Source organism: Streptomyces sp. RKAG293 (genome assembly GCF_023701745.1).
GTDB lineage: Bacteria > Actinomycetota > Actinomycetes > Streptomycetales > Streptomycetaceae > Actinacidiphila.
This window is the reverse complement of record NZ_JAJOZB010000001.1, coordinates 1,525,781-1,544,877: the sequence shown is the minus strand read 5'-3', so window position 1 is coordinate 1,544,877 and position 19,097 is coordinate 1,525,781. Positions and strand designations below refer to the sequence as shown.

Genomic DNA, 19,097 nt, shown 5'->3' with positions numbered 1-19,097 from the left:
GGTGGGTGGTTCAGATGGTCGCGGATGTCCGGGCGGTGGTGGGCTCGACGGAGAGCAGATCCGCCGCGTCGGCGTCGGTGGCCTGGCCGGCGGTGAAGTAGGGGGACTTGCGGCCCCACTTGGCCCAGCCGGCGACCAGCAGACCGGAGAGGATCATCAGCACCGGCATCAGCAGCAGGAACCAGCCGTTGTCGGCCCGCAGCGCGAAGTGGTCGGCGGAGGTGGCGTACCCCCAGCACATGTACCCGGCGAGAGCGAACAGGACCAGCGCGCTGAGCACCGGCAGCACGACCGCCCGGACGCCCTCCCAGAGGGTGCCGCGCAGCAGCCCGCGGAAGCGCACGGCGGCGGCGACCGCGGTCAGACCGTAGGAGAGCGCGACGACGATGCCGATGGCGCTGACGGAGGCGCTGATCAGCTCGCTGACCTTCGGGATGACGAGGGAGAGCGCCGCGACCACAGCGGCGATCGCACCGAGGAGCAGCGTTCCCGCCGCGGGCGTCCCGTACTTCGGGTGGATGCGGGTCCAGACCGGGCCGACGGTGCGGTCGCGGCCCATGGCGAACAGCCCGCGCACGGTGGGGATCACTCCGGCCTGCAGCGAGGCCACGGCGGAGAAGGTCAGCGCGACCAGTGGCAGTGCCGCGAGCGGCTGGTGGGCCAGCTGGTTGCCGAAGTAGGTCAGCCCCTGTGCGCCGTTGTCGACGAGCTGACCGTGCGAGAGGACCCGCTGGAAGGCCACCGCGCCGAGCAGGAACAGGCCGAGCATGGTGAACACCGTGATCAGGCCGCTGCGCGAGGCGTCCCGCGGGTCGCGCACCTCCTCGCTGACGCTGAAGGCGGCGTCGAAGCCCCAGTAGCAGAACACCGCCACCACCATGCCCTGGGCCAGGGCGGCGAGCGAGGGGATCGTGAAGGGGTTGAACCAGTCCAGGCTGAACGGCTGGGTGCCGGCGAACAGGCCGTAGCCGCAGAAGCCCAGCAGCACCAGGTACTCGAAGGCCAGGAGATAGCGCTGCAGCCGTGCGGCGACGTCGGCCCCGGTGACGGCGGCGAGCGTGGCGGCCACCAGCACCGTCATTCCGAGCAGCGTCGACTGCAGCGTGCTGTCGGGATTCAGGGTCAGTCCGGCCAGGTGGTGCAGTCCCGCCTGGCCGGCGAGCTGTATCAGGGCCGACCCGGTCACGGTCGTCGTGTAGGCGAGGAAGACGACGGTTCCGACGACGTTCACCCAGCCGGAGAGGAACCCCAGCCAGGGGCTGACCGAGCGGCCGACCCAGACATAGCTGTTGCCGCAGTTGGGCTCGACCCGGTTGAGCCGGGAGTAGGCCGCGGCGATGCCCAGGATCGGCAGGAAGGCGAGCAGCATGATGATCGGCAGATGCAGCCCGACGATCCCGGTGAGCAGCCCCATCCCGAGGCCGATGCTGGTGGTCGCGGCGGTGGTGGACGCGGCGATGACCACGCCGTCCAGTACGCCGAGCGACCTTCTCATGTCTGTTGCCATCGGGCCACCGCTTCGCTCGGGACTGGGTTGGAGCGACATGCAATCCTGCGGGCTCTTAACACGTCAATGCTGTTGACATAAGCTCGCGCCATGACCGACCGGCAGATCCTCGGGACCGCGCGGCCGCGCCGCCGCCCCACGAAGCAGGGCACGGTGCTGTCCGAGGCGCTGATCGTCGAGACCGCGCTGCGGCTGATCCGCCAGCACGGATCGGCCGCGCTGACCGTACGGCGGCTGGGCGCGGCGCTGGGCGCGGACCCCAGCGCGCTCTACCGGTACTTCCGCAACACCGACGACCTGCTGCTCGCCGTCGCCGACGAGCTGATCGGACAGGCCTTCGCCGGCTGGTCCCCGGTCGGCGACTGGCGCGCCGACCTGCGCGAACTGGGCCTGCGGATCCACTCCGCCTATCTCGAGCATCCGCAGGCGGCGATGCTGGCGGCCTACCGGGTGACCGGGCGGCCGCACGAGGCCTTCGCCATCGAGTCGATCCTGAGCGTCCTGCGCCGCGGCGGTTTCCCGGATCCGGAGGCGGTCCGGATGTACCACACCTTCGTCGACACCGGCCTGGCCTACGCGGCCCTGGACGCCGCCAGCGCCGCCCTTCCACCGCAGGCGCGGGAGGCCGAGCGGCAGGTCTGGGAGCGGACCTACGCCTCACTGCCGGCCACCACCCACCCGCACATCGCCGCCACCTCGCGACTGCTGCAGGCCGAGATGGGGCGCAGCGCCTACGCCAAGACCCTGGACCTCTTCCTGGACGCGGCAGCGGCCCGCCTCGACGCGCTGACGGCCGGCCGGCCGTCGCCGCCGCTCGCTAGCATGGATCGATGACCACATCTCATGTGCTGACCTGGGCGGTCAGCGAGAGCGACGGGTACGAGACGGCGTGGATCGAGCTCGACGGCAGCACGCTGCGGGCCCACGGGCGCGTGGTCGGCACGGTGCCCGAGCCCTACTGGATCACCTACGAACTCGACACCACGGAGGACTTCGTGACCCGCCGGCTGCGGGCCACCTCCGAAACGGCCGGCGGGACCACCGAGTTGGACCTGCGTCGCGCCCAGGACGGACGATGGACGGTGAACGGCCGACCGGCGCCCGGCCTGGACGGCGCGCTCGACTGCGACCTCGGCCTGTCCCCGCTCACCAACACGATGCCGGTGCTGCGCCACGCCCTGCACCGTCTGCCGGGCGAGCAGGACTTCCTGATGGCCTGGATCCACGTCCCCGACCTCGCGGTCCGGCCCAACCGGCAGACCTACACCCACCTCGGCACGAACCGCGTGCGCTACGCCTCGGGCACCTACCGGGCGGACCTCACCCTCGACGCCGACGGCCTCGTCGTCACGTACCCGGGCCTGGCCCAGCGCCGCTGAGTGCCTCCGCGGGCCCGGGTCCGCCGCGTGGGTCAGCCCACGAGGGCGTTGTACATCTGCCAGCCGGTGGTGACGATCAGGCGGGCTGCGAACGGTGTGGAGGGGTTGCCGGTTCCGGGGTAGGTCCAGAGCCGGCCGGTGGTGTCCCGTGCGAGCAGATCCGGCTTGCCGTCGCCGGTCAGGTCGGACGTGCCGGCCAGGAGGTTGTACATCTGCCAGCCGGTACCGACCTTGAGCCGGGTGGCGAAGGGCGCCGCCGCGTTCCCGGTGCCGCGGTAGAGCCACAGGACGCCGGTGGTGTCCCGTGCGATCAGGTCCGGTTTCCCGTCGCCCGTCATATCGCCCCCTCCGACCAGCATGTTGTGCATCTGCCAGCCGGTACCGACCTTGAGCCGGGTGGCGAAGGGCGCCGTCGCGTTCCCGGTGCCGCGGTAGAGCCACAGGACGCCGGTGGTGTCCCGTGCGATCAGGTCCGGTTTCCCGTCCCCGGACACATCGCCCACGCCGACCAGGGCGTTGTAGATCTGCCAGCCGGATCCGGCCTTGACGCGCGTGGCGAAGGGAACCGCGGTGTTTCCGGTGCCCTTGTAGTACCAGAGGACGCCCGAAGGCTCCCGCGCGATCAGGTCGCCGGTCCCGTCGGCACGGAATCCGGAGAGGTCGATCAGGGCGTTGTAGCCCTGCCAGCCGGCACCGACGCGGTAGCGGTACAGGAACGGAACGGCGCCGCCGCCGCTGCCCTGGTACTGCCACAGCACACCGGCGCTGTCCCGAGCGACGACGTCGGAGCGGGTCGCGCCGCTCGCGGGGCGCGTACTGCTGATCTGCCGTACGTCGTCGGCCCGGACCCAGGCCAGGCGGTGGTTGAACCGGATCGGGAGGAACGTGGTGGTTCCGGTGACGAGCTTGTGGTCACCGGGGGCGCTGTTGTCGTAGTTCATGGCGTGGAAGTAGTCCCCGGCCACGGACGGGCCGCCGGGCACGTAGGCCTGTCCTGCCGGGAGGCTGTACTTCGTCAGCGCCTTGTCGGTGTCCGCCTGGACCGGGACGTCGGTGCCGGTGTAGTCGGCCGTCTGCGGATACGCGCGGCCGTACACGGGAATGGAGGCGAGCCCCGCCTTCGGGGTGACGACCGGCTGTGCGGTCGTGCCCGCGGGGGCGGTCAGCCGGCCGCCGGGGTTGTAGAACCAGCCCTGCCGCCCGCCGTACCAGATCGCCGTCCAGTCGTCCTTCACCGCGGCCACCACGTAGTGGCTGCCGGCGACGGCCTTGGCCGCCCAGTCCGGGCCCTGTGTGCTGCCCGCGGCGCCCGCGCGCAGATACGGGTCCGCGATCAGTGGCGAGCCGGTGGAGGCAGCGGTGTACAGATAGAGGAAGTTCGCCGGGCGCGGGGTCTGCGTCGCGCAGGTGGGGGAGCAGTACACGACGGCCGGCTGGTTGGCCGTGGTGAACGGCGGCGCGACGGTGATCTCCTGGCCGACCAGGACGGGACTGCCCGCACCGCCGTCGCCGGTCGGAGCGCCCATGAGGGCGAAGTAGTGGTTCCAGTCCCAGTAGGGCCCCGGGTCCCAGTGCATGCCGGCCACGTAGGCGTCGATCGGGCCGGGGACCTCGTCGTGGCCGATGATGTGCTCGCGGTCCAGCGGAATGCCGAAGCGGGCGGCGAGGTACTTCACCAGCGCCGCCGACGACTCGTACTGGGGCTCGCTGTACCAGGACCCCGTCTTGATGGCGAAGCCCTCGTGCTCGATGCCGATCGAGTGCATGTTGAGGGTCTTGTTGCCGGCGTGCCAGGCGGTGTCCTTGGTGGGCACCGTCTGGGTGACCAGACCGTCGGAGGCGCGGATGAGGTAGTGCGCGCTGGCGGACTTCGCCGGGTCCTGGAAGACGCTCAGCGAACTGTCGTAGCTGCCCTCGGTGTCGTGGATGACGATGTAGCGGATGTCGACACCGTCGGCCGGCCGGTTCGTTACGTCGTAGTTGCCGTAATCGGCCGGATCCGTCCCGTTCTTCTGAAATGCCGCGGCCCGGAAGTCGCAGTTCAGGCCCGAGGGACATTCGGGGACCGGGGCGACCGCGGTACTGGCGAACGTCGCGGCCAGGGTCAGCTTCGCCGGCTTCACGGGGGTGACCGACGGGTCGGCGGGCAGGGTGACCCGCTGCCCGTCCGACGTGACCCGGCTCCCGCCGCGGTTGATGGTCTGGAAGACCCGCTGCGTGAACAGCTGGGCGCCCTTGGCGTCCGGCGCCTGGCTGTAGCGCGCGACGGCCGCGTACCACCGGCCCGGGTCGTCGGGCAGCGAACCGGCGGCCTCCTTCTCGTACTTCGCCAGCAGCGCCGCCCCACCCCGCACGCTCTCCTCGCGATCGGTGCGCAGCGAGCCGGCCGACTCACCGGTCAGCTCGGCGGCCGCGTCCAGCGTGTGCAGGCGGGGATCGGAGGTGTCGGTCCGGTCGTCGCCGCCCCGCAGCGCACGGGTCGCGTTGAACTTCTTCATCCGGGCCGGATCGCCGCTCATGTTGAGATGCGACAGCCGCTCCGCCCGGGTGGGCTCCTCGACGTCCTCGGCCGTCACCTGGGTCAGGCCCATGACGTTGTAGTTCCCGGCCGTACTCGGCCGGCCCTGGTGCGTCTCCCACCGGGTCAGGTGGTACGAGACCGCCATCAGCACGCTCTGCGGTACGTGGAACTCCTGCGCGGCGTCCGCGAACTCCCGCTGCAGTCCGGCGGCCGGATCCACCGGGGGAGCGGCGCTGTCGGACGGGTTCGCCAGCGCGAACGTCCCTATGGCCGCCACGGATCCCGCGATGAGTGTCGCCGCGATGCCGATCGGCAGGAACTTTCCCGAGCGGCGGTGTGTACGGGTCAACGACCTGCCTCGATCTTCCGGCGCATCGCGCGCCCCCGGTGTGCCATGTGAGAGACAGGCAGGACGCTAGCAGCGGGAAGGCGGGACGAGCGCTCGGGGGGTCCGAGGGGACCCCTTCGGGGGCGGGGGGACATCCGAAACGGTGACTGGAGCCGTCCCGCCGCGGTCCGGGAGGCTGACCGCAGTACTCCGGGTGCGGTCGCGGGTGGGGCGGTGGCGGTGTGCTGTTCGCTCCTCATCAGCAGACCGCCGAAAGGGCCAGGGATGACGACCCCCAACAACGCGGGCAGCGGCGGCACGATGGCCGGTTACTCGGTCACTCCCGAGGGTGTCGCCGCGGCGGCCTCCTACGTGACCACCCAGGCCACCGATGTCGATGCCAAGATCGCCGCGCTGCGCAGCTACGTCGCCGGCCTGGGCAACATCTGGCAGGGCTCCGCACACGCCGCGTTCGAGACGCTGATGATGGATTACGACATCTACGCGCGGATGATGCACGACGCGCTCTCCGACATCGCGTCCGGGCTGCGCGGCAACTACGTCAGCTACACCGAGTCGGAGCAGGCGAACCTGGCCAACCTCCGCCAGGTGCAGCTGCCCGCGGCCCGGTTCTGACGATCCGTCCTCCGGCGGTCCGTCCCGCGCCCGCCCCCTTCACGACAGGAGCACCGGCATGAGCTTCTCCGACGCCGTCCCGATCAACGTCCAGCAGGAGCTGGAGACCGCGGGTCCTTATCTGAACGGGCAGGCGGCCGAGATCTCCGGGGAGCTGCACCGGCTCGCCCAGTACCTGGACCAGCTGCCGGAGATCTGGCAGGGCGCGGCCTCCGGGTACTACCAGGGGTTGCAGGCCGAGTGGAACGTGGCCGCCGAAGGGCTGTTCGGGCCCGAAGGGGTGCTCGGCCAGATCGCCCGCGCGATGAACGTCAACTGGGCCAACTACAGCGACGCCGAGTGGGCCAACTCACAGACGTGGAACCACCACTGACCGACCGCAGGGGTTGGTTCGACAGGCCTCGACGACGACCCCGCACCTCACTGAACGATCCCGAGAGAGTTCCGCATGGCTGACAAGCACTGCCGCGTGACGGTGATCGGCGCGCGCAAGCGGGTCGACCTCGCGGTCCCCGCCGCCGCCCCGATCGCGGAGTACGTCACGACGCTGGCCCATCTGTGCGGCGAGGAGGAGCTGGAGGCGCTGCCGGCCGCGTGGTCGCTGGCGCTGGTGAACGGCCGCACACTGCACCCGGTCTCCTCGCTGAGCGACGCCGGAGTGGTGGACGGCCAACTGCTGTATCTGCGGGACGCCGCCGAGGGGGAGTTCGAGGAGCCCCTGGTCAGGGACCTCGACGAGATGATCGCCGAGGTCGCCGACTCGTTCGGTGATCTGCGCTGGACCTCCCGTACCCGGGCCGCCACCGTCGCGGTCCTCGGGGCGGCCTGGCTGGTGGCCGCCTGTCTGGTACCGGCGGTGTCCGGTGCATGGCCGGGTACGTCGGCCGGTCCGCTGGCGCTGGGCACCGGCTTCGTCCTGCTCTTCACCGCCTGGGGCCTGCGGCGCAGCGGTACGGCCCCAGGCGGACGGCCGACCCCGCAGAACCGGCTGGCGCTGCCGCTCGCGCTGAGTACGGTGCCCTGCCTGGCGGTCGCCGGGTGGTTCCTGCCCGATCCGTCGGCCGGCAGCCCGCTCGGGGCGGCGCTCGGCGCGATGGTCGGCGCGGCCGCCGCGCTCGGCGCGGTGCCGTCGGTGGCGGGCGCGGCGGTGCTGGTGTTCGGTGTGGCGGGCGCGGCCGTCGTCGGTCTGCTGACGGGCCTGCGGACGGACCTGGCCGAAGGCGCGGCGGCCGTCGCGGTCGCCGGTTACGGCATGCTGCTGGCCGCCCCGTCGCTGGCCGGCCGGCTCGCCGCGGCCTGGCCGGTCGTGGCGGAGGAAGGCGGCCCCGCGGGCTCCGACGACAGCCTGGTCAGGACGGTGGTGCTCCGCGCCCGTAACGTCCTGCTCGGCTGGACCTGTGCGGTCTCCCTCACGCTCGCTGTCGCCCTCGCCGTGCTGGGTGCCTCGCACGGCGGGTACGCGCCGGCCCTGGCCGGCTGCCTGGCGGTCGCGCTCCTGCTGCGCGCCGGTACGTTCCGGCTGCTGGGCGAGGCGGTCCCGGTCGTGGTGTGCGGCGCGGCCGGCCTGTTCAGCGCGCTGCTGGCCGTCCCCGCGACGACGTCGGCCCCCGGCTGGACCGGGCCGGTGGCGGTCGCCGCGGCCGGGGCGGTGCTGCTGGGTACCGGTGCCGCACTCGCCTTCCGGCGCCCGGCCGGCCGGACCGAACAGCCGAAGGCGCTGCGGGCGGTGGCCGGACTCTGCTCGGTGGCCGCGATCCCGCTGGCGATCGGTGTGTTCGGCGTCTTCCAGCACCTGGCCACGTACGGACACCACCTGTGAGTCGGGTGAGCGGGACGGCTCCGATGCGCGCGCTCCCACCCGGACGTGTGTCTTCACTTGGACGCGCGCCGTCACCTGGACGGTCACCCGCCCGCGGACACGCGCTCTCACACGAGTACTTCGGACGCGGGCCGGATGTGGCCCGGCAGCCAGCGTGCCGGACCCGACTCGTCGACGTAGCCCAACGCGATCGCCTTACGGGTCAGTTCCGCCTTGTTGCCGGCGTTGAGCTTCGCCCGGATGCGCTTCACATACGTGTTGACGGTCGACTCGGTGAGCCCCATGCGGCGGGCTATCTGGCCGTGCGTGTACCCCTTGGCGATCAGGCGCAGCGTCTCCACCTCGCGGCGGGCCAGGCACTGGCCCTCGCCGGGCGACATGCGGCCGAGTTCGGCGTGCAGATGCGTGGCGAGCCCGGACGCGAGGTAGAAGCCGCCCCGGGCCACCGCCTCGACCGCGGACAGGAACTCGGTTTCGTCGGTGTGCTTGGTGACGAAGCCGTACGCCCCGGCCTTCACCGCGGCCAGCAGGTGGTCCCGCTCGTCCGACGGCGACATGATCAGTACCGCGCTGTCGACGCTCAGATCACCGATCGCCTGCAGGGACGCCTCGGCGAGATAGGGAGCGGGGTCGAGGACGATCACGTCGGGGGCGAGCCCGGTCTCCGCGAATTCCTCCAGTGTTCCCACCGATGCGATGACGTCGAGCCAGGAACTGCGGGCAAGAACTTGTTCGATCCCCATTCGGGTCATGCGGTGGTCTTCGACGATGCCAACGGTAGGCATGACTCGGCCCTTCGATCTACCCATCCCCGTACAGCCGTCTCCTGCGACCCTTCTAATGGGTGTTCATGCCAAGTTCTATCATTTTCTTCCACTTGCGGTAGTCACCGCCCGCACGCCCCCGCGCGTGCCATGCCGGCCGCTGCGGCGCAGCCCGGAACCCGACGTGGAACACCTCCCGCGACCGTCCTCAGAACGTCTCGAATTTCGTCCGAAACACGCGGGTGCCGCGCGCCCGCCCACACCCCGGAGTTGGGCAATGGCTGAATCCGAGCAGCAGTCCGAGCAGCACGAAGGCATGGACCGGCGAGGTCTCGCCGCTGCTTTCGTCAACGAGGTCAGGCAGCCGGGGACCCGGCCGCGGATGCTGCCGCGGGCCTGGGCGGTGGGCATCGTCGTGGCCGTGGTCGGCGCGGGGGCGGTGGGGGTCGGCATGATGGCCGCGAGCGGCGGTCACTCCGACGCCAAGGATTCCGTCAACGCCGCGGTGAAGCGGCCCGCGACCGGGCCCGGCAGCCCTTCTGCGGTCCAGAAGTACCCGACGCAGCCGTCGAACGGCGGCTCGGGCGGCCCGGGCGGTACCGGCGGCAACGGGCCGGGCGGCCCCGGCATCCCCGGCACGGTCGACGGCCCCGGCGGCCCGGTCCCGGCGGGCGGCGCCGACGCCGTCGTCCCCGGCGCGCCGTCCTCGACCAAGGGCCCCGTCCCGGGCGGCACCGCGGGCGCTCCGCCGGTCAACCGCAACAGCCTGCTGGCGAAGAAGGCCGCCTACACCGCGGTGGCCGGTTACGGCTGCGCGAAGACCGAGACGTACGGCTTCGCCGAGCACGGCCGCAACAGCAACGGGGTCAAGGGATGGCTCGCGGTGAAGAGCGGCGGATGGAAGGCCGACGGCTGCAACGGGCAGTTCGACGCGATGCCGATGTCGGGCAACGCCGGCAAGGACGACCCGGACAACTACGCCACGTGGTATTTCAGGCCGGTGGCGGCGGTCACCAAGGGGGCCTGCCAGGTCCAGATCTACGTCCCCAACGACAAGGACATCACCCATGTCGGCGGAAACCCCGCCCACTTCGAGGTGTTCAACTCCTTCAGCCTGTCCGACAAGCCGATCCACGCCTTCGACATGTCGCAGTCCGGACGCCTGGGGACCTGGGTGCAGGTGGGCTCCTTCCCCATCACCAAGGGACTGCTGATGATCAAGCTGGACAGCCGGGGGCAGGACTGGCACGGCAGCACGGTGACCTACGCGCACCTCGCCGTGACCCAGATGCGCGCGACCTGCAACTGACCCGCGACGCCTGCCTACCGCGACCGCCTGCCTACCGCGACCGATTGGACGGAGCCGAGTGAGCCAGAAGTGGGTCCGGGTCGCCCAGCGCGGCTGGGGTGTGCAGCACACCATCGGCGCCGCGGTGCGGGGCGCGGCCGACGGCGCGACCGTCTCCGTCATGCCCGGGGAGTACCAGGAGAGCGTCCTGCTGGAGCGCGACGTGTCGCTGGTGGCGGAGAAGGGACCGGGCACGGTACGGATCACGCCCGCCCGGGGCCCGCGCTCACCGTGTCCGCGGGCAGCCCCTCGGTGCGGGGGCTGGTCCTGGAAGGCGCGGACCCCGCGGAGCCGGCCGTCGTGCTCAGCGGCGGCGCACCCGTGCTCGACGGTTGTGAGGTCGTCGGCGGCCGGGTGGAAGTGACCGGACAGGCCGCCCCGACGCTGCGCGACTGCCGCGTCCACCGGGCGGCCGGCGCCGGACTGCGGCTGGCCGGGGACAGCCGGGCCGTCGTCGAGGACTGCGCGGTGGCGGACATCGACGGCATCGGCATCCAGGTCACCGAAGGCGCCGCTCCCGAAGTCCGCGGGACCACGGTCGGCCCGGCCACCGCGGAGGGCCTGCACCTCGGCGGAACGAAGGGCGGCACGTTCGAACGCTGCGAGGTGACGGGCAGCGGCGGCGCGGCCGTCCGCGTCGTCGGCGCGGCGGCCCCGCGGCTGCGCTCCTGCCGCTTGCACGGCAACCGGGCGGCGGGCGTCCACGTCTCGGCCGACACCCCCGTGCCCGCCGTGTCCCCTGCACCCGTCGCGGAAGGCGCGTCGGGGAGCGCCTCGGCGGACCGGGACGCGGCCGACGGCGCGGCCGACGCGAGCGGGACGGTACTGGAGGACTGCGAGATCTCCGGCACCGGAACGGCCGGCCTGCTCGCCGACGAGGACGCCAGGGTCCTGCTGCGCGACTGCCGGATCTCCCGCACCGGCGGCGCCGGGATCATCGCCGTCGACCGCAGCCGCCTGCGGCTGTACGGCACCACCACGGCCGACACCGGCGACACCGGCCTCGCGCTGGGCGGCCGGGCGGCGGTACGCGCCGACGGCGGCGGATTCCTCCGCGCCACGGGCAACGGGGTTTACGCCGCAGGGGACTGCGAACTGACCCTGACCGGCTGCGAGGTGGCCGCCGCCGGGTACAGCGGCATCCACCTCGGCGAGGGTGCCGGGGCGGTGCTGACCGGCTGCCGGCTGCACGACACCCCGGAACACGGGATCCGCGCCACCGGCAACTCCCTGCTGTGCGCCGAGGACACCGGCATCGAGCGGGCCAGGATGGCCGGGGTGTCGGTGGAGGAACGCGCCGACGCCGCGCTGCGCGGCTGCACGGTGAAGGGCACCGGCACCGGCGTACGCCTCCACACCCCGCACCGCCCGCTGCTCGACGACTGCGAGATCACCGCCACCGAAGGCACCGGGGTGGAGATCGGCCCGGGCACCGGAGCACTGCTGCACCGGACCCGGATCCACCACACCGGCGGGTCGGGGCTGCTCGCCGGGGAGGACAGCACCCCCGCCCTGGACGGCTGCGGGATCGCCGACACCCAGGGCAGCGGCATCGTGGTGCGTGCCGGTGCCCGTCCCGTGGTGCGCGGCACCTCGATCGCCCGCACCGCCAAGAACGGCGTCTACCAGGACGACGGTTCGCACGGCGTCCTGGAGGACTGCGCGCTCTCCGCGACCGGCTTCCCCGCCCTGTACGTCGGCAAGGCCGCCGACCCGGCCGTACGCCGCTGCCTGTTCCACGACACCGCCGAGGACGTCGCCTCGGCCGACGGGGCGGCGGCGGTGATCGAGGAGTGCCGGGCGGACCGGGTGAAGGTCTCCACCCTGCCGGTCTCCGAGCGTAGGGTGCTGCCGGCCGGCCCGGCCGGCATCGCCCGTGCCGTGCCCGGAAGCGCGGACGGCGCCGGCACGGAGAGCGGCGCCGGCACCGGTGAGGCCGCCGAGGAGTCGCTGGAGACGCTGCTCGCGGAACTGCACCGGCTGGTCGGCCTCGAACGGGTCAAGCGCGATGTCGGCACCATGGTGAACCTGATGCAACTGGTGCGCCGCCGCCAGGAGTTGGGGCTTCCGCCGCCACCCACCAGCAGGCATCTGGTGTTCGCCGGGAACCCCGGCACCGGCAAGACCACCGTGGCCCGGCTGTACGGGCGGATCCTGCACGCCCTGGGCATGCTCTCCAGCGGCCACCTCGTCGAGGCGGACCGCGGGGACCTGGTGGGCGAGTACGTCGGACACACCGCGCCCAAGACGCAGGCGGTGTTCCGGCGGGCGCTCGGCGGGGTGCTGTTCATCGACGAGGCGTACGCGCTGGTGCCGCGCGGCCAGGGCGGCGACTTCGGTCAGGAGGCCATCTCCACCCTGGTCAAGCTGATGGAGGACAACCGCGACGAGATCGTGGTCATCGCCGCCGGCTACCCCGGGGACATGCAGCGGTTCGTGGACGGCAACCCCGGCCTCGCCTCCCGGTTCACCCGCACCCTGACCTTCGACGACTACCTCGGCACCGAACTCGTCGACATCGTCCGCCACCAGGCGGAGCAGCACCGCTACGACCTGCCGGAGGAGACCGTCGCCGCCCTGGCCGGCTATTTCACCGCCCTGCCGAGGGACGAGGGCTTCGGCAACGGCCGTACCGCGCGGCAGGTCTTCCAGCGGATGACGGAACGCCACGCCCAGCGGGTCTCCGGCGTTGCCGACCTCACCGCCGAGGACCTGTCCCTCGTGCTGCCGGAGGACCTGCCGGAGCTGGGCGCGGCGATCTAGCGACCTGAGGAGTGGATCCGTCGTCGGTCGGGTGCGAGTCGCCGTCCTGGACGGAAGATCCCGCCGGATCAGGCCTTGGGGGTGGGGGTGATCGCCGGCATGATGGAGCTGAAGTCGGCGATGGCGTAGGCCTGGCCCGCCGTGTTCAGACGGCCCATGTAGGCGCCCGAGATCTCGATGGCGTCGGCGACCTGACGCAGCGCGTGGGTCAGCTCGGGATTGATGATCGGGGCGAACTTCGCCGCCGCTTCCCGGATGGGCTTGTTCTCCGCCACCCACGTGTCGATGTGGTCGCCCTGGCTGACCATTGTCGCGGCGCTGCGCCCCGTCGTGGTGGTGGTGGCCTCCTGGCCCCAGAACATGGGGCTGGCGACGACGACCTTGACCTGCTCGTGCAGGGCGTTGTAGGCGTCCACCATGGTGCGGTTGGCGGTCAGCATGGTCTCTTCCGCGGACCGGATCGTCCCCAGGTTCACCATGAGTGCCGAGTGGGGGTTCGGGGCGGCGGCCGGCGCCGCGCCGGGGGCCGGCTTCGTTCCGGCCATCCCGATGAAGGGCGGCGGTGCGTCCCACTGCATGGACAGGACCGGGTCGGCCACCGGATTCGGGGGAGTGGCGTCAGGGCCCCCCGAATCAGCGCCTTCGACCGGCGGCTTGTACAACGGGGAACTCTTCGGCTCGGCCACGATGACTCCAGTTCCGGGAGTGGGACACCGCTCCACGCGCCCGGAGAGCCCGGAGCGGTGGGGCACGGGCAGCATGCCGTCTTCCATCGTTCCGTACGGCCCGTCCCCATGGGAGGTCCCCGTTCGGGGACGCCGGGGCGGCAGAAAGCGGGGATGTCGTGCTCCCGGGACCGCTGCCTAGACTCCGTTGGAGCGAGCGGTACGGAACCCTACGAAACCCGACGAACGAGCCCCTGGGAGGTGCCTGCCGTGAGCCTCACCCTGCAGGATTTCAAGGTCGCCCTGCAGAACCTCCAGGACGTGACCGAACTGGTGCGGCGCAAGGGCGAGGACATCAGGGACGACATCACCCAGATCAATACGAGCCTGGCGAAAGTGGACTGGACCGGGCCGGCCGGCACCTCCTTCGTCGAAGTACACCGGGTCTACACCGGCAACATGGCCGAACTCACCTCGCTGCTCGACGAGATGGTCAGGCGGATGCGGCACTCCTACCGGACGTATCACGACATGGAGCTGGCCAACTTCAACAACGTCAACTCCTGAGCGGAGCAGTCATGGCCACGCCGACGCCCCACCCCGACCAGAACCTCGCCGTCGTCTCGGTGGACCTCCCGCCACTGACGCTCCCTCCCCAGCGCGACTACAGCCTCGACACCATCGCCGTGGCGCCCGAGCTCCTGATGACCGCCGCGACCGAGGTCACCACAGCCGTGCACGGGATCGTGGACAGCCTGACCGCCATCAACACCGGACTGGCCGAACTCCAGCTCGGCTGGGCAGGGGACACCGCGTCCAAGGCCAAGGAGTTCAGCGACCAGTGGAACGCCTGCATGACCGAGATGTTCGGCAGCAAGGGCCACACGGCGGACGGTGTACTCAACCGGCTGGTGGACGCGCTGAGCGGAGCCCGCAGCAACTACGACGGGGCTGAGGACTACATCATCAACGTCCTCTTCAATCCGTTCACCACCCTGCTCAACGCGGCTCCGCCGCCCCCACCGCCGGCAGGCGCTCCCCCGACGGACCCCGGGCCGGGGAACGCGCCGGACCCCGCACCCATGAACCCCGTCAAAGAGGTGTTCGAAAGCCCCGCCCCGTCCGCCTGACCGACGGTACGACCGAGCCCAGCCCGAACACCGAGAGGCACTCCAGGTGAGCACCCATCAGGCCCTGTGTGCGGCGCCGGCCGCCATGGGGGGAGTCCTCTCATGAGCAGGATCCCCTTCCACCGGCCGACCCGCGCGCTGCCGCCCGCCCTGCCCGATCAGCGGGTGGTGCTGCCCGCACCACCGGAGTCCCCGCAGAACTCCGGTGCGTCGGCGACCACCTGGCTGACCCTGCTGCTGCCGCTGATGAGCAGCATCAGCATGGCCGCGTTCATGGTGATGTACCGCAAGCCGCTGCTGATCGCGTTGGGTGTGGTGTTCGTGCTGGTCTCGGTGGGTGCCACCATCGCGGTCCGCTACCAGATGAACAACGTGACCCGGCAGAACAAGACGCGGCAGCGGGAGCGCTATCTGCGCTACCTGACCGGTGTCCGGCAGACGGCCCGCCAGGTGGCCGACGGGCAGCGGCTCGCCGCCGGCTGGCTGCACCCCTCACCCGAGCGGCTGTGGGCGCTGGCCGACCGCCGGCGCCGGGTCTGGGAACGGCGTGCCACCGACGAGGACTTCCTGCGGATACGGCTGGGCCAGGGGCGGGCCGCCCTGTCCACCCCGATCCAGCTCGGTTCCCGCGAGGACCCGATGGCGGACTACGACGAGAAGACCCACGCCGCGGCGCAGCGGGTCATCGAGCTGGCCGCCATGGTCGGCCGCCAGCCCGCCGTGGTGGACCTGTCCAAGGCCGGTGTGGTCAGCCTGCTCGGGCCCGTGGACCGGACCAGGGCGCTGGCCCGGTCCCTGCTCTGCCAGCTCGCCGTCCTGCACGCCCCCGACGACGTCACCGTCTCGGTGTGCACCGGCGGCAGCCCCGACTGGGAGTGGGCGAAGTGGCTCCCGCATGTGCACGAGGCGGGCGCGGCGGGTCCCGCCGGAGCGGTCCCGCTGGTCGCGGAGGACTTCGGTTCGCTCTCCGACGCCCTGGAGACCGCACTGTTGCGCGCCCAGACCGACCGGGCGGCGCGCCGGGGGCCGATGAGGGTCGGCCAGAATTCGGCGCCGGTGCACCGGCTCGTCGTCCTGCTCGACTCCTACGACCCGGCCGCCGACTGGGCGCGCGGCACGGTGGCGACCGCGCTGCTCGAAGCTGCCGGGCCCGACCTGGGCATCACCGTGATCTGCCTGGTCGCCGCCGAGCGCGACGAACCGACTCGCACCGAGGTGCGCGCCCGGGTGGGCGAGGACGGCTCGCTGGTCCTGGAGGGCCGTCGCGGCGAGTTGTACAGCGCGGTCCAGAACGGCGTCGCGGACGCCCCTGACCCGGTCCTGTGCGAACTCACCGCGCGGGCCCTCGCCCCGCTGAGCCTGTCGGAAGAGGCCGAACAGCTCCTGGCGAGGACCATCACCCTGCCCGAGATGCTCGGCACCCCCGACGTGGCGTCCTTCGACCCGTCCGCGGGCTGGATACCGGCCGGGGACGAGCGGCTGCTGCGGCTGCCGATCGGTGTGTCGGGTGACGGCGACCCGATCGTCCTCGACCTCAAGGAGTCCGGGCAGGGTGGTATGGGCCCGCACGGCCTGGTCGTCGGAGCCACCGGCTCCGGCAAGAGCGAGCTGCTGCGCACCATGGTCACCGGCCTCGCCATGACGCACTCTCCCGAACTGCTCAGCCTGGTACTGATCGACTTCAAGGGCGGCGCCACTTTCGCCGGTGTCACCGGGCTGCCGCACGTATCCGGCCTCATCACCAACCTGGCGAACGACCTGTCGCTGGTCGACCGGGTGCGAGCCGCCCTGCAGGGCGAGCAGCAGCGCCGCCAGCGGCTGCTGCGCGACGCCGGGAACGTCGACTCGCTGCGCGAGTACCAGCTGCGCCAGGCGGCGGGGGAGAGCGACGTCCACGGAAAGCCGCTCGAACCGCTGCCGTATCTGCTGATCATGGTCGACGAGTTCGGTGAACTGCTCTCCCAGCGGGCCGACTTCCTCGACCTGTTCGTCCAGATCGGCCGGGTGGGCCGCAGCCTCGGCATGCACCTGCTGCTGGCCACCCAGCGGCTGGAGGAGGGCCGGCTGCGCGGTCTGGAGTCGCACCTGTCGTACCGGATCTGCCTGCGGACCTTCAGCGCCGCCGAGAGCCGCGCCGTCATCGGCACCCCGGACGCGTACTCGCTGCCCTCGATCCCCGGGTCCGCCTACCTCAAGGTGGACGAGTCGATCTACCAGCGGTTCCGTGTCGCCCATATCTCCGGCCCCTACGTGGCGCCGGGCGAGGGACAGGGGCCGGGGAAGGCGCCCCCCGTCGTCCCGTTCGAACTGCGCACTCCCCCACAGGAGGAGCCGGCGGAACCGGTGGTTCCGCAGCGGCCGGTCCTGCTGGCAGGACCGACCGAGATGCAGGTGGCGGTCGAGCACGTCTGCCGGTTCGGGCAGTCGGTGCACCAGGTCTGGCTGCCCCCGCTGCCGCCGGCCATCCCGCTTGACAGCCTGCTCGGCCCCCTCTCCGACGTGCCGGGACGGGGGCGCCAGGCCGGACTGTGGTCGGGAAGCGGCCGGCTCGCCTTCCCGGTGGGTGTCATCGACCTGCCGCTCCAGCAGCAGCAGTTGCCCCTCCAGTTCGACTTCGACCGCACCCACGGCAACCTCGCGCTGGTGGGCGCGCCGCAGACCGGCAAGAGCACGATGCTGCGCACGATGCTGATCTCCGCGATGCTCACCCACACCCCCGAGGAGGCGCAGTTCTACTGCCTGGACTTCGGCGGCGGCAGTCTCCACCCGCTGGAGAGCGCCCCGCACGTGGGCGCGGTCGCCGGGCGCCGGGACGTACAGCGGGCCCGCCGGGTGCTGGCCGAGACCGGGCGCCTCATGGCGGCCCGCGAGCAGCTCTTCGGTGAGCTGGGTGTCGATTCGGTGGCCGGGTTCCGCGCGATGCGGAAGGCCGGCAAGCTGCCGGCCGGCACCAGGGCCGCCGACGTGTTCCTGCTGCTGGACAACTGGGGTGCGATCAAAACCGAGTTGGAGGACGCCGAGGCGTCCGTGGTGGAGATCGCCTCGCGGGGGCTGGGCGTCGGGGTCCATGTGATCCTGACCGCCAACCGCTGGGCCGATGTCCGGATGAACCTGCGGGACAGCATCGGCGGGCGGCTGGAACTGCGGCTGAACGACCCGACCGAGTCCGAGGTCAGCCGGCCGGTGAGCCGGCAGATCCCGCACGGCGTCCCCGGCCGCGGAACCGTACCGCCAGGAGTGCTCTACCAGGCGGTGCTGCCCCGGCTCGACGGCCAGGAGAGCACCGAAGGCCTGGCCGAGGCCCAGGAGGAGGCGGTCGCCAAGATCACCGCGTCCTGGTCCGGCCCGGTCGCCCCACCCGTGCGGATCCTGCCGGAACGCGTCCTGCTCTCGACCATCGACCGGCAGGCTCTGGCGGACGACGAGGTGGCCGTCGGTCTCGGCGAACTCGACCTGGAACCGGTCGGCATCGCGATGGGCGCCGCCGATCCGCACTTCCTGGTGCTCGGCGACGCCGCCAGCGGAAAGTCCTCCTTCCTGCGCACCTGGATGCGCGGCACTGCCGCCCGCCGCACCGCCTGGGAAGCCCGGTTCATGGTCATCGACTACCGGCGCAGCCTCCAGGACGCCGTCCCGGAGGACTATGTCGGCGCCTACGCGGGCGACGCCCACGCCGCCGAGGCCTACACGCAGCAGCTCATGGCCAAGCTGGACGAGCGGATGCCGCCGCAAGGGATCTCCGCCGCACAACTGCGGGCCCGCGACTGGTGGGAGGGGCCCGAACTGTACGTGGTGGTGGACGACTACGACCTGGTCGCCTCAGGCCGCCAGTCCCCGGTCGCCGGACTCGCCGACTACGTCACCCAGGCCCGGGAGATCGGCCTGCACGTGATCCTGGCGCGCCGGGTCGCCGGCGTCGGCCGACCGCTGATGGCCGACCCCCTGCTGTCGCGGATCAAGGAACTGGGCTCCGGGGGACTCATCCTGTCCGGCGACTCCCGCGAGGGACTGCTCCTCGGCGACCAGCGGGCCGCCCAGCGGCCACCGGGCCGCGGCGTCCTGGTCCGGCGGAGCAGCCCCGTGTCGCTGCTCCAGGTCGCCCTGTCCGATGAGGACGTGTAACGCCGGCTCGTCACGCGGTTCGTATCGCCGGCTCATTGCGTCAGCAGGCGGTGCCTGTCCGGAACGCGTATCCAGCAGCAGTGCTCAGCGGCGCTCAGCCAGAGGGTGGTAAAAG

General features: G+C 71.8%; 14 protein-coding genes. 10 read left to right on the top strand and 4 right to left on the bottom strand.

Annotated elements, in window-relative coordinates:
- Positions 1-10: 10 nt before the first annotated feature.
- The gene (locus LNW72_RS06750) at positions 11-1,495 is read right to left on the bottom strand and encodes an APC family permease (RefSeq protein ID WP_250974544.1); all 1,485 of its coding nucleotides are present in this window, start codon (positions 1,493-1,495) and stop codon (positions 11-13) included.
- 102 nt (positions 1,496-1,597) lie between these two features.
- Here LNW72_RS06750 and LNW72_RS06745 point away from each other — a divergent pair, with 102 nt between their 5' ends.
- Both LNW72_RS06745 and LNW72_RS06740 read left to right on the top strand, forming a co-directional pair.
- On the top strand, positions 1,598-2,341 hold the full coding sequence (locus LNW72_RS06745; protein WP_250974543.1) for a TetR family transcriptional regulator: 744 nt from the start codon (positions 1,598-1,600) through the stop codon (positions 2,339-2,341).
- Positions 2,338-2,886, top strand: a complete 549-nt coding sequence (locus tag LNW72_RS06740) for a putative glycolipid-binding domain-containing protein (protein ID WP_250974542.1) — start codon at positions 2,338-2,340, stop codon at positions 2,884-2,886. The genes LNW72_RS06745 and LNW72_RS06740 overlap by 4 nt, the downstream gene beginning before the upstream one ends.
- Before the next feature lie 32 nt (positions 2,887-2,918).
- Here LNW72_RS06740 and LNW72_RS06735 read toward each other — a convergent pair whose 3' ends face one another.
- Positions 2,919-5,756, bottom strand: coding sequence for an N-acetylmuramoyl-L-alanine amidase (locus LNW72_RS06735; RefSeq protein WP_250974541.1), 2,838 nt, complete (start codon positions 5,754-5,756; stop codon positions 2,919-2,921).
- Positions 5,757-6,020: 264 nt separating this feature from the next.
- On the opposite strand from LNW72_RS06735, the gene LNW72_RS06730 reads away from it, so the two are divergent.
- The 3 genes from LNW72_RS06730 to eccD all read left to right on the top strand — a co-directional run bounded on the left by LNW72_RS06730 (position 6,021) and on the right by eccD (position 8,190).
- Positions 6,021-6,371 carry a WXG100 family type VII secretion target gene (locus tag LNW72_RS06730; protein ID WP_250974540.1) on the top strand — a complete coding sequence of 117 codons (351 nt, stop codon included), beginning with the start codon at positions 6,021-6,023 and terminating at the stop codon, positions 6,369-6,371.
- Between the two features lie 58 nt (positions 6,372-6,429).
- Positions 6,430-6,744: a WXG100 family type VII secretion target gene (locus tag LNW72_RS06725; RefSeq protein WP_250974539.1), complete on the top strand. Its 315-nt coding sequence runs from the start codon at positions 6,430-6,432 to the stop codon at positions 6,742-6,744.
- A gap of 75 nt (positions 6,745-6,819) precedes the next feature.
- On the top strand, positions 6,820-8,190 hold the full coding sequence (gene eccD, locus LNW72_RS06720; protein ID WP_250974538.1) for a type VII secretion integral membrane protein EccD: 1,371 nt from the start codon (positions 6,820-6,822) through the stop codon (positions 8,188-8,190).
- Positions 8,191-8,297: 107 nt separating this feature from the next.
- Here the strand turns inward: eccD and LNW72_RS06715 are convergent, their stop codons facing one another.
- Entirely contained in the window at positions 8,298-8,975 is a 678-nt protein-coding gene (locus LNW72_RS06715; protein WP_250992091.1) for a response regulator transcription factor, read from the bottom strand.
- Between the two features lie 256 nt (positions 8,976-9,231).
- Here LNW72_RS06715 and LNW72_RS06710 point away from each other — a divergent pair, with 256 nt between their 5' ends.
- Both LNW72_RS06710 and LNW72_RS06705 read left to right on the top strand, forming a co-directional pair.
- Positions 9,232-10,263, top strand: coding sequence for a hypothetical protein (locus tag LNW72_RS06710; RefSeq protein WP_250974536.1), 1,032 nt, complete (start codon positions 9,232-9,234; stop codon positions 10,261-10,263).
- A gap of 270 nt (positions 10,264-10,533) precedes the next feature.
- Positions 10,534-13,065 (top strand): right-handed parallel beta-helix repeat-containing protein, encoded by a 2,532-nt coding sequence (locus tag LNW72_RS06705; protein WP_250974535.1) that lies wholly within the window; start codon positions 10,534-10,536, stop codon positions 13,063-13,065.
- Between the two features lie 68 nt (positions 13,066-13,133).
- On the opposite strand, the gene LNW72_RS06700 is transcribed toward LNW72_RS06705, so the two are convergent.
- On the bottom strand, positions 13,134-13,664 hold the full coding sequence (locus LNW72_RS06700; protein ID WP_250974534.1) for a hypothetical protein: 531 nt from the start codon (positions 13,662-13,664) through the stop codon (positions 13,134-13,136).
- 336 nt (positions 13,665-14,000) lie between these two features.
- Between LNW72_RS06700 and LNW72_RS06695 the strand changes: the two genes are divergently transcribed.
- The 3 genes from LNW72_RS06695 (at position 14,001) to eccCb (ending at position 18,982) form a co-directional block, all read left to right on the top strand.
- Positions 14,001-14,297 carry a hypothetical protein gene (locus LNW72_RS06695; protein WP_250974533.1) on the top strand — a complete coding sequence of 99 codons (297 nt, stop codon included), beginning with the start codon at positions 14,001-14,003 and terminating at the stop codon, positions 14,295-14,297.
- Between the two features lie 11 nt (positions 14,298-14,308).
- Positions 14,309-14,860, top strand: a complete 552-nt coding sequence (locus LNW72_RS06690; RefSeq protein WP_250974532.1) for a WXG100 family type VII secretion target — start codon at positions 14,309-14,311, stop codon at positions 14,858-14,860.
- Positions 14,861-14,962: 102 nt separating this feature from the next.
- Entirely contained in the window at positions 14,963-18,982 is a 4,020-nt protein-coding gene (eccCb, locus tag LNW72_RS06685) for a type VII secretion protein EccCb (RefSeq protein ID WP_250974531.1), read from the top strand.
- Positions 18,983-19,097 lie beyond the last annotated feature (115 nt).

Coding starts and splice junctions, on each gene's coding strand:
- LNW72_RS06745 (WP_250974543.1), top strand. CDS start 1,598: ATGACCGACCGGCAGATCCTCGGGACCGCGCGGCCGCGCCGCCGCCCC.
- LNW72_RS06740 (WP_250974542.1), top strand. CDS start 2,338: ATGACCACATCTCATGTGCTGACCTGGGCGGTCAGCGAGAGCGACGGG.
- LNW72_RS06725 (WP_250974539.1), top strand. CDS start 6,430: ATGAGCTTCTCCGACGCCGTCCCGATCAACGTCCAGCAGGAGCTGGAG.
- LNW72_RS06730 (WP_250974540.1), top strand. CDS start 6,021: ATGACGACCCCCAACAACGCGGGCAGCGGCGGCACGATGGCCGGTTAC.
- LNW72_RS06690 (WP_250974532.1), top strand. CDS start 14,309: ATGGCCACGCCGACGCCCCACCCCGACCAGAACCTCGCCGTCGTCTCG.
- eccD (WP_250974538.1), top strand. CDS start 6,820: ATGGCTGACAAGCACTGCCGCGTGACGGTGATCGGCGCGCGCAAGCGG.
- LNW72_RS06715 (WP_250992091.1), bottom strand. CDS start 8,975: ATGCCTACCGTTGGCATCGTCGAAGACCACCGCATGACCCGAATGGGG.
- LNW72_RS06750 (WP_250974544.1), bottom strand. CDS start 1,495: ATGAGAAGGTCGCTCGGCGTACTGGACGGCGTGGTCATCGCCGCGTCC.
- LNW72_RS06710 (WP_250974536.1), top strand. CDS start 9,232: ATGGCTGAATCCGAGCAGCAGTCCGAGCAGCACGAAGGCATGGACCGG.
- eccCb (WP_250974531.1), top strand. CDS start 14,963: ATGAGCAGGATCCCCTTCCACCGGCCGACCCGCGCGCTGCCGCCCGCC.